This window comes from Phyllobacterium sp. CCNWLW109, from assembly GCF_037203905.1.
Lineage (GTDB): Bacteria > Pseudomonadota > Alphaproteobacteria > Rhizobiales > Rhizobiaceae > Phyllobacterium > Phyllobacterium ifriqiyense.
This window is the reverse complement of record NZ_JBBCBK010000004.1, coordinates 842,660-857,102: the sequence shown is the minus strand read 5'-3', so window position 1 is coordinate 857,102 and position 14,443 is coordinate 842,660. Positions and strand designations below refer to the sequence as shown.

At 51.4% G+C, this 14,443-nt stretch carries 13 protein-coding genes; 5 read left to right on the top strand and 8 right to left on the bottom strand.

Annotated features, from left to right (window positions below):
* Positions 1-138: 138 nt before the first annotated feature.
* Complete coding sequence (locus V9K92_RS19550) at positions 139-561, bottom strand: Lrp/AsnC family transcriptional regulator (protein ID WP_337354717.1); 423 nt, start codon at positions 559-561, stop codon at positions 139-141.
* 133 nt (positions 562-694) lie between these two features.
* Between V9K92_RS19550 and rocF the strand changes: the two genes are divergently transcribed.
* Complete coding sequence (gene rocF / locus V9K92_RS19545) at positions 695-1,684, top strand: arginase (protein ID WP_307285255.1); 990 nt, start codon at positions 695-697, stop codon at positions 1,682-1,684.
* 24 nt (positions 1,685-1,708) lie between these two features.
* Positions 1,709-2,917 (top strand): ornithine--oxo-acid transaminase, encoded by a 1,209-nt coding sequence (gene rocD / locus V9K92_RS19540; protein WP_307286544.1) that lies wholly within the window; start codon positions 1,709-1,711, stop codon positions 2,915-2,917.
* A gap of 45 nt (positions 2,918-2,962) precedes the next feature.
* On the opposite strand, the gene V9K92_RS19535 is transcribed toward rocD, so the two are convergent.
* The gene (locus tag V9K92_RS19535; protein ID WP_307285258.1) at positions 2,963-3,601 is read right to left on the bottom strand and encodes a LysE family translocator; all 639 of its coding nucleotides are present in this window, start codon (positions 3,599-3,601) and stop codon (positions 2,963-2,965) included.
* Positions 3,602-3,828: 227 nt separating this feature from the next.
* Here V9K92_RS19535 and V9K92_RS19530 point away from each other — a divergent pair, with 227 nt between their 5' ends.
* Complete coding sequence (locus tag V9K92_RS19530) at positions 3,829-4,869, top strand: LLM class flavin-dependent oxidoreductase (protein WP_337354716.1); 1,041 nt, start codon at positions 3,829-3,831, stop codon at positions 4,867-4,869.
* Between the two features lies 1 nt (position 4,870).
* Here V9K92_RS19530 and murI read toward each other — a convergent pair whose 3' ends face one another.
* The 3 genes from murI to V9K92_RS19515 are packed head-to-tail and all read right to left on the bottom strand — an operon-like array spanning position 4,871 to position 6,819.
* The gene (gene murI, locus V9K92_RS19525; protein ID WP_337354715.1) at positions 4,871-5,674 is read right to left on the bottom strand and encodes a glutamate racemase; all 804 of its coding nucleotides are present in this window, start codon (positions 5,672-5,674) and stop codon (positions 4,871-4,873) included.
* Positions 5,667-6,533: an RNA methyltransferase gene (locus tag V9K92_RS19520; protein ID WP_337354714.1), complete on the bottom strand. Its 867-nt coding sequence runs from the start codon at positions 6,531-6,533 to the stop codon at positions 5,667-5,669. Before V9K92_RS19520 ends, murI begins: the two co-directional genes overlap by 8 nt.
* Positions 6,520-6,819, bottom strand: a complete 300-nt coding sequence (locus V9K92_RS19515; RefSeq protein WP_307285270.1) for a hypothetical protein — start codon at positions 6,817-6,819, stop codon at positions 6,520-6,522. The genes V9K92_RS19520 and V9K92_RS19515 overlap by 14 nt, the downstream gene beginning before the upstream one ends.
* On the opposite strand from V9K92_RS19515, the gene V9K92_RS19510 reads away from it, so the two are divergent.
* Both V9K92_RS19510 and V9K92_RS19505 read left to right on the top strand, forming a co-directional pair.
* A complete protein-coding gene (locus tag V9K92_RS19510) occupies positions 6,818-8,032 on the top strand; it encodes an NADP-dependent isocitrate dehydrogenase (RefSeq protein ID WP_307285273.1) in 1,215 nt (404 codons plus the stop codon). The two genes, V9K92_RS19515 and V9K92_RS19510, sit on opposite strands and share 2 nt — an antisense overlap.
* Positions 8,033-8,186: 154 nt before the next feature.
* Positions 8,187-9,407, top strand: a complete 1,221-nt coding sequence (locus tag V9K92_RS19505) for an aminotransferase-like domain-containing protein (RefSeq protein ID WP_337354713.1) — start codon at positions 8,187-8,189, stop codon at positions 9,405-9,407.
* Positions 9,408-9,624: 217 nt separating this feature from the next.
* On the opposite strand, the gene V9K92_RS19500 is transcribed toward V9K92_RS19505, so the two are convergent.
* From V9K92_RS19500 to recA, 3 genes are all read right to left on the bottom strand, one after another.
* Positions 9,625-10,077, bottom strand: a complete 453-nt coding sequence (locus V9K92_RS19500; protein ID WP_337354712.1) for a hypothetical protein — start codon at positions 10,075-10,077, stop codon at positions 9,625-9,627.
* Between the two features lie 308 nt (positions 10,078-10,385).
* Complete coding sequence (gene alaS, locus V9K92_RS19495; protein WP_337354711.1) at positions 10,386-13,043, bottom strand: alanine--tRNA ligase; 2,658 nt, start codon at positions 13,041-13,043, stop codon at positions 10,386-10,388.
* Between the two features lie 198 nt (positions 13,044-13,241).
* Positions 13,242-14,336 carry a recombinase RecA gene (recA, locus tag V9K92_RS19490; RefSeq protein ID WP_115052980.1) on the bottom strand — a complete coding sequence of 365 codons (1,095 nt, stop codon included), beginning with the start codon at positions 14,334-14,336 and terminating at the stop codon, positions 13,242-13,244.
* Positions 14,337-14,443 lie beyond the last annotated feature (107 nt).

The following is a 14,443-nucleotide window of genomic DNA, read 5'->3' as shown; positions in this document are numbered from 1 at the left end:
TCGACGGGGCTCACCATGAGAAAAGTGGTTTGGCTGCTTTATAAAACAGCTCATAGAAACTGTCTTAAAATCAACTCACCTTCCTCATGGTGAGCCCCGTCGAACCACGCATAATGCTGGTGCAAACATTATAATCGCTTAGCTTTTACGCGTAGACAAAAGGATACTTGTCTCTGTTGAGGTGATTCCGTCAATGTGGCGAATATCACGCAACGTTTTGTCAAAAGCCTCAAGGGTCTCGACCTCAATCTCAGCAACAATATCCCAGCGCCCATTGGTGGTATGCATGGCCCGGATTTCCGGGAAACCCTGAAGGCGGCGAATAACCTTCTCGCCACCCTGCCCGGCAACTTCGATCATGGCGATGGCCCGTACTCCATAGACACCAGCGCCAGCTTTCAAGGTGAGTGTGAAGCCCTGAATAGTGCCATCATTGGTCATTTTGTCGATACGAGTGCGCACGGTGGCGCGCGATATGCCCAGGATTGTAGCCATCGATGAAACCGGCAGGCGGCAATCATCTCTCATCAATGACAAAAGCCGACGATCAATGTCATCCATACCTATCAAACCGATCAATATTATTAAGCAAACTGCTCATTATGTTGCGCATTTCTATCAAGATGCTGGCTTTTTGTCATCATTAAAAAATGCGAACATCAGGAAACGACAATCTGCGAAATGGCGACGATTCATGAATATGCACGGCAATTTTGATGATACTCAAAAGCAAAACCTGACCATTATCGGCGCCCCTATTGAAGAGGGCGCAGGTCGGCTTGGCGCATTGATGGGACCGGCCGCTTTGCGCACGGCAGGGCTTGTGCGTACACTTGAAGAACTCGGCCATGCTGCGGAAGATCGCGGCGACCTGCACCTTCCTGAAATATTGCCCAATGTCCCGCCGGTTAACGGTCTTGCCCATCATATTGAAGAAATCGCCGCATGGTCGCGCATGCTGGCGATCGAAACCTATAACGCAATGAAATCAGGCTCTTTTCCGATTATTCTTGGTGGCGATCATAGTCTTTCCATCGGATCGGTCGGCGGCATTGCGCGCTATTGTGAAGAGCAGAATCGTGAACTCTTCGTGCTTTGGCTTGATGCGCATTCTGATTTCAATACGCCTGCCACTTCGCCATCCGGCAACATGCATGGCATGCCTTTGGCTCTTTTGTGCCGGGAACCCGGCCTCGAAGGCGTTTTCGGCGATGAACCGCATGGTTTCGTCAAACCGGAAAACCTCCACCTTTTTGGCATCCGCTCAATTGACAGCACCGAGCGCGTGCTTCTGCGCGAACGGGGTATTGATGTCGTTGATATGCGCCAGATCGATGAGTTCGGCGTTGCACCGCTCCTGCGCCGAATTCTCGAACGCGTGCAAAAGGCAAATGGCGTTCTCCATGTCAGCTTTGACGTCGATTTTATTGACCCGTCCATTGCACCCGGTGTTGGCACCACAGTGCCCGGCGGCGCGACCTATCGTGAAGCACATCTCGTCATGGAAATGCTGCATGATTCAGGGGTCGTCTGCTCGCTCGATGTTGTCGAGCTGAACCCTTTTCTGGACGAGCGGGGCAAGAGCGCTTTGTTGCTCGTCGATCTCGTGGCCAGCCTTTTTGGCCGCTCAGTTTTCGGAAAACCAAATCGCGTTGATCAGGGCACAACCGCCATCAATGCTTGAATATGGCAATAGGAGGATATTTTGCTGCACACAGCCGCCGATCTCATTTCTACCGAATCCCGTCTTGGGGCACATAACTACAAACCCCTCGACGTAGTGCTGGAGCGCGGTGAAGGTGTCCATGTGTGGGATATTGAAGGCAATCGCTATCTAGATTGCCTGTCTGCCTATTCAGCGGTCAATCAGGGGCATTGCCATCCCAAAATTCTAAAGGCCATGACTGAGCAGGCCAGCAAGTTGACGCTGACCTCCCGCGCCTTTCGCAATGATCAGCTTGCCTTGTTTTATGAAGAACTGGCGGCACTGACCGGCTCTCATAAAATTCTACCCATGAACAGCGGCGCGGAAGCTGTCGAAACAGCGATCAAGGCCGTTCGCAAATGGGGTTATGAAGTAAAAGGCGTTCCGGAAAACAGTGCGGAAATCATCGTCTGTTCCGATAATTTTCATGGCCGGACCATGGGAATTGTTGGCTTCAGCACAGATCCTTCAGCGCGAGAAAACTTCGGACCATTTGCTCCCGGCTTCAAGGTGGTTCCCTTTGGCGACATCGATGCGTTCAGCGCCGCCTTGACCCCTAATACTGTTGCCTTCCTTGTTGAACCCATTCAGGGCGAAGCTGGCGTTATCATTCCACCCCAAGGCTATTTCACTAAAGTGCGCGAGCTTTGCACCAGCAATAATGTGACGCTTATTCTTGATGAAATCCAGACAGGGCTTGGCCGGACAGGCGCGCTACTTGCTGAAGAACATGAAGGCATCGAAGCCGACGTAACGTTAATAGGAAAAGCGCTTTCCGGCGGTTTTTATCCGGTTTCTGCCGTTCTTTCCAATACCGACGTGCTTGGCGTCCTAAAGCCTGGTCAGCATGGCAGCACGTTTGGCGGGAACCCGCTTGCCTGCGCAATTGCCAGAGCAGCGCTCCGCGTACTTACAGAAGAAGGCATGATCGAGAATTCCCGGGTCGAAGGTCAGTACTTCCTTGAACAGCTAAAGGGCATTCGTAGCAACATCGTGCGGGAAGTCCGTGGCCGTGGGTTGATGCTGGCCGTCGAATTGCATCCTGAAGCCGGTGGCGCAAACCGCTTCTGCTATGAGCTGAAAGAGCGTGGCATTCTTGCCAAGGATACCCATGGCGACACAATCCGCATTGCCCCGCCTTTAGTTATCAAGCGCGATCAGGTGGATTGGGCGCTCGAACAATTTGATGAAGTACTGACAAGGCTCAACTAACACAAAACCAAAACTGCTCTGTACTCTGAGTTGTGCGGAGCAGTTTTAGATAGCTGGCCGGTAAGTAGCCAGTTTCAGCCCAAACGCGATGAAAACAACGCCTGTCACCCCCTTGAGCCAGCGCTGGAATTTTCCTTGCCGTGTGAAGGCCGTCAGCTTTGAAAAAAGAAACACAATCGAGCCGAACCAGACAATATTGATCATGGAATGCAGGAAAACGAGCAGAAAAGCCGATGCTACGGGATGAGCATTCAAAGGAATGAATTGCGGGAAAACCGCAAGATAAAACATTGATACTTTGGGATTCAGGCCATTCGTCAGCAACCCCTCGAAGAACGCCTTCAAAAGAGTACGCTGACGCTTTGCGGGGGCGATCCTGGGTGCAGTTTCAACACCCTTGAAGGCAGCCATCAGCGCCTTAATTCCGATCCAGCACAAATAAGCCACGCCAATATATTTGACGATCATAAATGCCGTTGCGGATTTCATGACAATGATGGAAATACCCAGAATTGACAAAGCGCCATGTATGTAAAATGCGGTAAAGAATCCCGCAATATTGGCAAATCCGGCTGCGCGGCCAGAGGTCGGAACCGTCTTGGCAATCAACATGCCGTTGGGTCCGGGTGATGTGACCAAAAGCGTGGCAGTGATCACGAAGGCAAATATTACTGACCAGCTCATATGCGTCACCATCCTTTTGCTTTTGCATATATCTGACAAATGAACATGAATTAGTCACTGCGAATCTTGTCACGGTGGCATGTTCAGCCGGGCATTCCACGCAAATCACGTTTCGACTGCAAATTGAACGGTCACTTTTTGGTGCCTCGGACACTGAAATGTGCGTTCTTCACAATACGAGTCGACAAGCTTACCTACGGTCTAGTTTGAAAACGAAGAGCACAATCATGGAACTTGGCATTTATACATTTGCGGGTATGAGCCCGGACCCAACAACCGGTGTTGCGATTGATGCTCATCAAAGGATGCAGAATCTCATTGAAGAGATGGAACTGGCGGATCAGGTTGGGCTGGATGTATTTGGTATTGGAGAGCATCACCGCCCTGACTTTGTAATCTCTACACCTGCAGTAGCGCTCGCCGCTGGCGCTGCCCGCACCAAGAATATTCGCCTTACCAGCGCCGTTACCGTTCTGAGTTCAGAAGACCCGGTACGGGTGTTCCAGGAATATGCCACACTTGATCTGATTTCGTCTGGCCGCGCTGAGATCATGGCCGGACGCGGCTCTTTCATCGAGTCTTTCCCTTTATTCGGATATGATCTTCGCGATTATGATGAGCTTTTCACAGAAAAACTCGATCTATTGCTGAAGCTACGCGAAAGCACGCGTGTGACATGGCACGGCAAATTGCGGGCACCATTGGATAACATCGCTGTATATCCCCGCCCGGTGCAAAATCCCTTGCCCGTATGGATTGCTGTCGGTGGAACGCCGGAATCGGTTGTCAGAGCCGGCACGCTGGGACTGCCGCTTGCCGTTGCGATCATCGGCGGCGAGCCGCATCGCTTCGCGCCTTTGGTTGAACTCTATCGTGAATCGGGAAGCAAAGCTGGACATTCCCCAGAGACGCTCAAGGTTAGTATCAACTCGCATGGCTATGTGGCTGATACGTCGCAAGAAGCCGCTGATGGATACTGGCCATCTTACGAAGTTGTCATGAATAAAATCGGCCGCGAACGTGGCTGGCCGCCAAGCAATCGCGCGCAATATGAAGCTGGACGCACGCCTCGGGGCGCCCTCTTGGTTGGTTCTCCGCAAGAGATCATCGACAAGATCATGCTGCAATATACTTACTTCAAACATGATCGCTTTATGTTGCAGATTGATCTTGGCAGCTTGCCGCATAAGAACACGCTCAAAGCGATTGAGCTTTACGGTACGAAGGTAGCGCCGGTCATCCGCAAAGAGTTTGGTCAACTTGGCTGAGCTAGACCGGATTTAGTCCAAAACCCTGCAACAGACGCCGCGTTGGAAAATCCGGCAAGCCCGAGGTGAACACGGCGATATCGTCACCATGTTCCGGCTCCACGCCGTCGACATTGGGCTTGAGCAAGGATAATGCCCGCCTTGCTATGGCTTCAGCTGGATCAAGCCAATCCACAGGCCAGGGAGCAAGGCGGCGAAATACATTGACCAGTAGCGGATAGTGGGTGCAGGCCAACACCACGATATCCGTACGCTTGCCATCCTTCTCGTAGAAGCACGGCATAATTTCATCCAGCAGTGCCGTATCATCCAGCTTATCGCCACGCATGTGCATTTCAGCCATTCGGGCGAGTGTTTGACTGCCGACAAGCCTCACGTGGCATTTTGTGGCAAAAGACTGGATGAGATCACGCGTATAGGCGCGTTTCACAGTGCCCGGCGTTGCCAGAACGCTGATCAGACCTGAAGACGTTCTTTCGGCTGCTGGTTTGATCGCGGGAACTGTGCCCACAAACGGCACTGCTGGAAATGCTTTACGCAAATCATCCAGCACGAGTGTCGATGCCGTATTGCAAGGAATGATCACTATTTCAGGATCATAAGTTTTAATGAAACCATCGAAAAGGCCGATGATACGCTGCTTCAAAGCCTCTTCTTCCCAATCGCCATAAGGAAAACCGGCATCATCGGCGATATAGACAAAGCGGCGATCTGGAATGAGCACCCTCGCCTCGCGCAGGACTGTAAGACCTCCAATACCGCTGTCAAAAGCAATAATTGGTCTGTCGCTGGCCGTATTATTCATCGCTTGATGAATCCCTGTCCAAAGTTTGCATGTCATTTTCTGGCGGCATGGACTTTTCGCGCTTGCGCCCCTCGGGCGCGCCGGAACCGCGCGGGGTCTTTGGACTGAAGTAATCCAGCGAAACAACAACGCCGCGTAGCAGTCTTAATTCTGACTCGGAAAAACCAGCTCGCGTCAGTACTCCGCGCAGATTATTGACCATAATCTCCTTACGCGCCATGGGACGGAAGTAACCGCGAGCTTGAAGCGCATCTTCAAGATGGTTGAAAAATCCTTGCAATTGCTCTTTCGGAGCAGGCTCAAGTTCCGGGCCGCGAAAGGCCGTATCGGTTTCCTTTGCAAGTCCTGATTTCATCCACTCGTAAGACATGAGGAGCACTGCCTGCGCGATATTCAACGAAGAAAAAGCCGGATTGACGGGAAAGGTCACAAGTTCATCAGCGAGGCTGATTTCGTCATTGTTGAGGCCGAAACGTTCGCGACCAAACAGAATTCCGGTTTTTTCTTTATTGTTGAAACGTTGCCGCAATATCTGTCCAGCTTCAACAGGACCACGCACCTGCTTGAAAGCGTCACGTTCGCGAGCCGTGGTCGCATAGACAAAATGCAAATCCTTGATCGCCGAAGCCAGATCATCAAAAACCTTTGCATTATCGATAATATGATCGGCACGACTGGCAGCCGAACGCGCCTTCTCATTTGGGAAGGCTTCGCGCGGCTTGACCAATCTCAACTCGGCCAGTCCAAAATTTGCCATTGCCCGCGCCACCATGCCGATATTTTCCGGCAATTGCGGCTCTACCAGAATAATTGCCGGGCCTTCCGCAATAAGGGTGCGCTGTCTGTCAGTTCCGGCCATTTTCAATCCTTGCTTTGATTGCGCCGTAATAGCTCGCGTTTTTTTTACACAAAACCCCAAAAATCTTATTTTGACTGCTGGAGAAGGATTTTGCGCCATTAAAAGCGTTGCGGCGACCTTTGGGCATCAAAAAACAAGCATGGCGTTGTGATGCAATCCAACTGTTTGCGCGAAACCATGTGCGAGCGTCTTTGCGTAACTGTTTTCCAATGCTATAGGGGCGCGAACCCTCAATCAAACCAAAGCCGGCATCCCAAACCCGGCAAAAAAGAGGCCCAATATTCATGGCAAAGATCAAGGTTGCAAATCCGGTTGTCGAGCTCGACGGCGATGAGATGACTCGCATCATCTGGCAATATATCAAGGAAAAGCTGATTCATCCTTACCTCGATATTGATTTGAAATATTATGATCTGGGCATGGAACACCGCGATGCAACGGATGATCAGGTAACGATCGACGCTGCAAACGCTATCAAGCAATATGGTGTGGGCGTAAAGTGCGCCACCATTACGCCTGACGAACAGCGCGTTGAAGAATTTGGCCTGAAGAAGATGTGGAAGTCGCCTAACGGCACCATCCGCAATATTCTTGGCGGCGTTATTTTCCGCGAGCCTATCATCGCCAAAAACGTTCCCCGTCTGGTTCCAGGCTGGACACAGCCAATCATAGTTGGCCGTCATGCCTTTGGTGATCAGTACCGCGCGACAGATTTCAAGTTCCCCGGCAAGGGCAAGTTGTCGATCAAGTTCGTCGGCGAAGATGGCCAGACCATAGAGCACGATGTCTATGACGCACCAAGCGCTGGTGTAGCCATGGCCATGTACAATCTTGACGACTCAATTCGCGATTTTGCGCGTGCATCACTGAACTACGCATATAATCGCGGCGTTCCTTGCTATCTGTCGACCAAGAATACAATTCTCAAAGCCTATGACGGCCGCTTCAAGGACATTTTCCAGGAAGTCTTCGATACGGAGTTCAAGGAAAAGTTTGCTGAAAAGAAGATCGGCTATGAGCATCGCCTGATCGATGACATGGTTGCTTCGGCACTAAAATGGTCTGGCGGCTACGTATGGGCTTGCAAGAACTATGATGGCGACGTTCAGTCTGACATCGTTGCGCAGGGCTTTGGCTCGCTTGGTCTGATGACTTCCGTTCTGATGACCCCAGATGGCCAGACAGTGGAAGCAGAAGCTGCTCACGGCACGGTTACCCGTCACTATCGCCAGCACCAGAAGGGACAGGAAACATCGACAAACTCCATCGCGTCGATTTTTGCATGGACCCGCGGTCTGGCACATCGTGCCAAGCTTGATGGCAATGCTGAGCTTGATCGTTTCGCAAGCACGCTTGAAAAAGTCTGTGTCGACACCGTTGAATCGGGCTTCATGACCAAGGATCTGGCGCTTTTGATCGGCCCTGATCAGCCTTGGCTCTCAACAACAGGCTTCCTCGACAAGATCAGCGAAAATCTTACAAAAGCTATGGCTGCCTGATAAAACCACTTGAATTCAAAAGCCGCGTTCACACTGTGACGGGGCTTTTTTAGTAAATGCGGTCTTTTTTGCTCCAAAGCAATAAATATACGACAGCATTGTTGACATATTATCTATTTTGCAGTCGAGTGCCTGCAAAATTGCGGAGGAAGAAATGAGCAATCGCAACGACCGATATTCAACGCGCATCGATAATATGCGTGCTTCCGAAGTTCGCGAACTGCTCAAGCTCCTGGATCAGCCCGGCATTATCTCTTTTGCCGGCGGCATACCTGATCCGGCGCTGTTTCCGAAAGATGCGATTCAGGAAGCTTACAACGCGATTCTGAGTGAAAATGCTGGCGCAGCACTGCAATATTCGGTCAGCGAGGGTTATAAGCCACTGCGTGAGTGGCTCGTTGGCCATATGGCATCGCTCGGTGTTGAATGCACGATAGACAATATCATCATTACCACGGGTTCTCAGCAGGCGCTCGACTATCTGGGTAAGCTGTTTATTTCGCCAGGCGATACGATACTTACCACCTGGCCCACCTATCTCGGAGCACTTCAGGCATTCAATGCCTATGAGCCACGTTATGATCGTCTGACACCGGAAGGCGGCAATACGACCCCTGCAGCTTATATGCAGAGCGCAGAGAAAGCCGGCGGGCAGGTAAAACTCGCCTATCTCACCGCTGATTTTTCCAATCCGACTGGCGAAACAATCGGACGCAGCGAGCGTGCCAAGCTGATCGAGCTTGCCCATGAGCTCGATATTCCCCTCATAGAAGATGCCGCTTACCGGTCACTGCGGTTCAACGGCGAGAACGCCCCTTCCATGCTTGCTCTCGATATTGAGCGCGAGGGAGACATCGACAAGACGCGGGTTATTTACTCCGGCAGTTTCTCAAAAACCCTGACGCCCGGCCTTCGAGTGGGCTGGGTTTGTGCGGCAAAGCCCATCATCTCCAAGCTGGTCCTGATAAAACAGGCTGCCGATTTGCACAGCCCGACAATCAACCAGATGGTTATTCACCATGTGGCTGAGCGGCACTTTGACCAACAGGTCAGCAAGGCCTGCGATAGCTACAGGCTGCGCCGCGATCACATGTTGCAAGCCTTACAAAATTACATGCCAGAGGGTGTTACCTGGACAAAACCGGAAGGCGGAATGTTTGTGTGGATGACGCTACCCGAACATATGGACGGTGCGGATCTGCTGGCAAAATCGATAAAAGAAATCCAGGTGGCTTTCGTGCCCGGATCCGCATTCTTTGCCGATGGCAGCGGCAAGAACACAATCAGACTGAACTACTCCCTGCCAAATGCCGAAGCCATTGATACGGGTATGGCCCGCTTTGGAACGCTTATCAAACACCAATTGGCTGTTTGATAAGCGCCATTTTAATTAGCTCACACAATGTTGCCGGACATAGACAGTTCCCGGCGGCATTGGTTCAAAGATGATTCACAAATCAGTGCACAAGCGCGTTCCCGAATTGCAGCTGCATGGTGCCTTGACCGCAAACCGATTTTCAGCGCCAGCGTTGACCTTGTCCAAGGCATGATTGTGCAAATGCAGGTCTATACGAGCGATCTTAATGGTAATGCTATTGATCGCCCTCCTGCCCGGCCACAACCTGTTCTGCTGAAGAGCTTACAGATGGCGCGGCAGGTGGACCGAGTTTACTCTTGAGTTTCAGAGCATCGCGAAAGGCCTGTGGGTTCACCTTGCCAACCACCTTACCCGACTTGCCAACGAGCTCAAAGGCAAACCCATTGGACGACGCCTCCAGGAACTCTGCTTCGGTCAAGATCACAATGCCATTCGAAAAGACCATGCACGGCGCCTGAAAACATGGCTGCCTCTCGAAAGTGCCTTTGGTGAATTCAAGCCGTTTTCCAAAACTCCAGGCTTCCTCGAAATTAACCCTGTCAAAAGCCGCATAGACAGTTTTGAAGCCGTAACCGGCCGTCGTCGAATAGAATGGTTGAACTTGCAAGAAAGAGAATACTGCATAGTAAGCCGTGGCAATCGAACCATATGCCGTCTTGTCGTTCATATGAACATCGTTCACAACACTTGGTGGAGTTAAACAAGAACTCAGAGAAATCGAAATAAACAATAAACCAAGTATTCTCTTCACGGAATTCCCTAAATATTTAAAAGAAAATACAAATTTTGCGTGTGACTGTAAAATATACAATTCAATAAGATCAATAAGAAATATAAAGTATTTCAATGCACTTACAGAGTTTAAATAAAAACTCAAAACACGCAATAAACAATAAGTCTAATGACCAATATATGCCCAATAACAATTAAAAAGTGTACTCCTACCCGACTTACACTCGGGTAGGAGTACGAAAATTAATTCAGCAAAGCTTGACGAACCGCAGAGACTGCCTCTTCCGCCTTTGCCCCATCGGGACCCCCGGCCTGCGCCATGTCCGGGCGACCGCCCCCGCCAGCACCGCCCAGCGCCGCAGATGCAATGCGGACGAGTTCGACAGCGCTGTACTTCCCGAGCAGATCGTCGGTAACGCCAACCACAGCACTTGCCTTTCCATCGTCCGAGACGCCAACAAAAGCGACGATGCCAGAGCCAACTGTTTTCTTGGCATCATCTGCCAATGGCTTGAGGTCGCGTGGATTGACACCGGAAACCACTTTACCAAGGAAACCCACGCCATTGATGGTTTCAGACTTGGCACCGGCAGATGCTGCGCCTCCCAAAGCGAGCTGTTTGCGCGCTTCGGTAAGTTCGCGTTCAAGCTTGCGCCGTTCGTCGATGAGTGCCGTTACACGAGACAATGCGTCGGCGGGCGATGATTTGAGTGCGCCCGCAATTGCCTTTACCCGGTCATCCTGCTCTTCGAGATAACGGCGGGCAGCTTCGCCCGTCAACGCTTCCATGCGACGAACACCAGCTGCCACCGCGCTTTCAGAAACAACGCGAATAAGACCAATATCGCCCGTTGCGCGCACATGCGTGCCGCCGCAAAGCTCTGTGGAATAACTTTTTCCGGCCTTTTCTCCGTGAAGCGCAGTGCCCATCGAAACGACACGCACCTCGTCTCCGTATTTTTCTCCGAACAATGCCATTGCGCCTTCGGCAATTGCATCATCAACCGCCATCAGCCGCGTTGAAACGGGCGCGTTCTGCAAAACAATTTCATTGGCAAGATCTTCAATCGCCGCAAGTTCCTTGTCGGAAATCGGCTTGGGATGTGAGAAGTCGAAACGCAGGCGATCAGGCGCAACAAGCGATCCCTTCTGCGCCACATGGGTTCCTAATGTTTCGCGCAAAGCCTCATGCAATAAATGCGTTGCCGAGTGGTTGGAGCGAATGCGGTTGCGACGAGCGCTATCCACGACAAGCTCAACCGCCGCATCCACTTTTACTGTGCCCTTGGTGACTGTGCCAATATGAACGAACACGCCATCATTTTTCTTCTGCGTATCGCTGATGGTGATGCTGAAGCCTTCACCGGTAATTACGCCCGTATCGCCCTGCTGACCACCGGACTCGCCATAAAATGGTGTTTGATTGACCACAACAGATACGGATTGCCCTTCGCTGGCACTGTCGACCGTTTTGCCGTTTTGAACCAATGCGGTGACAACGCCTTCGGCTTTCTCCGTCTCATAGCCGAGAAATTCGGTCGAGCCCACCTTGTCTCGAACCGAGAACCACACAGTTTCGGTAGCAGCGTCACCGGAACCTGACCAATGCGCTCGCGCTTCAGCCTTCTGCCGCTCCATGGCAGCGGAGAACCCATCGGTATCGACATTGATGCCGCGCTGACGCAAAGCATCCTGCGTCAAATCAAGCGGAAAGCCAAAAGTGTCATATAGCTTGAATGCGGTTTCGCCATCCAGGCTGTCGCCCTCACCCAAAGATTCCGTTGCATCGCCCAAAAGTCCAAGACCACGCTCCAATGTCTTGCGGAAGCGTGTTTCCTCTAATTTGAGCGTTTCCGAGATCAACGACTCTGCGCGAACAAGCTCTGGATAGGCCTGTCCCATTTCCCGCACCAAAGCCGGAAGCAAACGCCACATCAGCGGATCGCGGGCACCGAGCAATTGCGCATGGCGCATGGCGCGGCGCATAATGCGCCGAAGCACATAGCCACGGCCTTCGTTGGATGGCAGCACGCCATCGGCAATAAGGAAGCTTGCCGAGCGCAGATGATCAGCGATCACACGATGACTGGCGCGAAACTTACCTTCGGCTTTCACGCCGGTTGCATCTTCCGATGCCCGGATCAACGCACGAAACAGATCAATATCATAATTGTCATGCTCGTTCTGAAGCACGGCAGCAAGGCGTTCAAGCCCCATTCCGGTATCAATAGAGGGACGTGGCAGCTCTATCCGCTCTTCCTTGGTCAATTGCTCGAACTGCATGAAGACCAGATTCCAGATCTCGATAAAGCGATCTCCGTCCTCATTTGCGCTACCGGGAGGACCGCCCCAAATATCCTCGCCGTGATCGTAGAATATTTCAGAGCAAGGCCCACAAGGTCCGGTATCGCCCATGGCCCAGAAATTATCACTGGTCGCAATGCGAATGATCCGGTCATCCGAAAGGCCTGCGATTTTTTTCCAGTATTCCGCAGCAGCGTCGTCCGTATGATAGACGGTCACAAGCAATTTGTCCTTGTCCAGGCCAAACTCCTTGGTGATCAAATTCCAGGCGAGAGAAATCGCTTCTTCCTTGAAGTAATCGCCAAAGGAAAAATTGCCCAGCATTTCGAAGAAGGTATGATGACGGGCAGTATAGCCGACATTATCCAGATCATTATGCTTGCCGCCTGCTCGCACGCATTTTTGCGAAGTCGTCGCGCGGTTATAGGGGCGCTGCTCAACACCTGTGAAAACATTCTTGAACTGGACCATTCCGGCATTGGTAAACATCAGCGTCGGATCATTGCGGGGCACAAGCGGGCTCGACGCGACAATCTCATGGCCGTTCTTCTTAAAATAGTTCAGAAATGTCGACCGTATCTCGTTGACGCCACTCATAATTCTCAGCCTCTGATCCTGTATATCCAATGCGGATTCACTACTTCCCCAAAATGAAGGGATAGAACGAAACGCTTGTAGCGATGCGTTCTGCCGCTGTCCAGAAAATCCCTCTTCCCGCGGCAATGGATTACAAAAAACCCGCAACCTTGAAGGTGTGCGGGTTATTGCAACTATCAAATAACGCTGTTTATCGGCTTAGCCTTCAGCAGCATCCAAATTGTCATCATCCTCAATATCATTCGGACCCTTGTCGAGCATCTGCTCGGAGATCAATCCCGCATTCTGGCGGATTGCAAGTTCGATCTCATTGGCCAGATCGGGATTTTCCTTCAAGAACAATTTGGCATTGTCTCGGCCCTGACCGAGGCGCTGCGAATTATAGGAGAACCAGGATCCAGACTTTTCGACCAGTCCAGCCTTGACACCAAGATCAACAAGTTCACCCGTCTTCGAAACACCTTCACCATACATGATATCGAATTCAACCTGCTTGAAGGGCGGAGCAAGCTTGTTCTTGACCACTTTTACACGAGTCTGATTGCCCACGACTTCATCACGCTCTTTTAGCGAACCGATGCGCCGAATATCAAGGCGAACCGAAGCGTAGAATTTAAGCGCATTGCCGCCAGTCGTTGTTTCGGGCGAGCCAAACATCACGCCGATCTTCATGCGGATCTGGTTGATGAAAATGACCATGCAGTTGGAACGTGAAATCGAAGCTGTCAGCTTGCGCAGTGCCTGACTCATCAACCGAGCCTGCAAGCCTGGCAGGCTATCGCCCATTTCGCCTTCAATTTCGGCACGTGGTGTCAGTGCAGCAACAGAGTCGATAACCAAAACATCGATTGCGCCAGAACGAACCAGCGTATCGGTGATTTCAAGCGCCTGCTCCCCCGTATCGGGCTGGGAGATCAGCAAATTCTCCAGATCAACGCCGAGCTTGCGTGCATAGACCGGATCAAGCGCGTGTTCCGCATCGACAAAGGCGCAAATCCCGCCCTTCTTCTGCGCTTCTGCAATTGTATGCAGTGCGAGCGTCGTCTTACCAGAACTTTCCGGTCCATAAATTTCTACGATACGTCCCTTGGGAAGACCGCCAACACCGAGCGCAATGTCGAGCGACAATGAACCGGTAGGCACAGTTTCAATCTCAACGACCTGCTCGTTGCGCCCCAGCCGCATAATCGACCCCTTACCAAAGGATCTTTCAATCTGCGACAATGCCGCATCAAGCGCTTTAGTTTTATCCACCGAATTACCCTCAACCAACCGCAAAGAATTCTGAGCCATGTTACACTACCCCTGTGATATGCATGAAGTCCGGATGTTCCTGTTTGTGAACTTATTTGTATCTGCTTTGTTCTTATTTTGCAATAGCGCTATGTAGCTGAAATTAA

Excerpts from the sequence above, each read along its gene's own strand:
- rocF (WP_307285255.1), top strand. The coding sequence starts at position 695 with ATGAATATGCACGGCAATTTTGATGATACTCAAAAGCAAAACCTGACC.
- alaS (WP_337354711.1), bottom strand. The coding sequence starts at position 13,043 with ATGAGTGGCGTCAACGAGATACGGTCGACATTTCTGAACTATTTTAAG.
- murI (WP_337354715.1), bottom strand. The coding sequence starts at position 5,674 with ATGAATAATACGGCCAGCGACAGACCAATTATTGCTTTTGACAGCGGT.
- recA (WP_115052980.1), bottom strand. The coding sequence starts at position 14,336 with ATGGCTCAGAATTCTTTGCGGTTGGTTGAGGGTAATTCGGTGGATAAA.
- V9K92_RS19550 (WP_337354717.1), bottom strand. The coding sequence starts at position 561 with ATGGATGACATTGATCGTCGGCTTTTGTCATTGATGAGAGATGATTGC.
- V9K92_RS19510 (WP_307285273.1), top strand. The coding sequence starts at position 6,818 with ATGGCAAAGATCAAGGTTGCAAATCCGGTTGTCGAGCTCGACGGCGAT.
- V9K92_RS19520 (WP_337354714.1), bottom strand. The coding sequence starts at position 6,533 with ATGGCCGGAACTGACAGACAGCGCACCCTTATTGCGGAAGGCCCGGCA.
- V9K92_RS19515 (WP_307285270.1), bottom strand. The coding sequence starts at position 6,819 with ATGAATATTGGGCCTCTTTTTTGCCGGGTTTGGGATGCCGGCTTTGGT.
- V9K92_RS19500 (WP_337354712.1), bottom strand. The coding sequence starts at position 10,077 with ATGAACGACAAGACGGCATATGGTTCGATTGCCACGGCTTACTATGCA.
- V9K92_RS19505 (WP_337354713.1), top strand. The coding sequence starts at position 8,187 with ATGAGCAATCGCAACGACCGATATTCAACGCGCATCGATAATATGCGT.
- V9K92_RS19535 (WP_307285258.1), bottom strand. The coding sequence starts at position 3,601 with ATGAGCTGGTCAGTAATATTTGCCTTCGTGATCACTGCCACGCTTTTG.
- V9K92_RS19530 (WP_337354716.1), top strand. The coding sequence starts at position 3,829 with ATGGAACTTGGCATTTATACATTTGCGGGTATGAGCCCGGACCCAACA.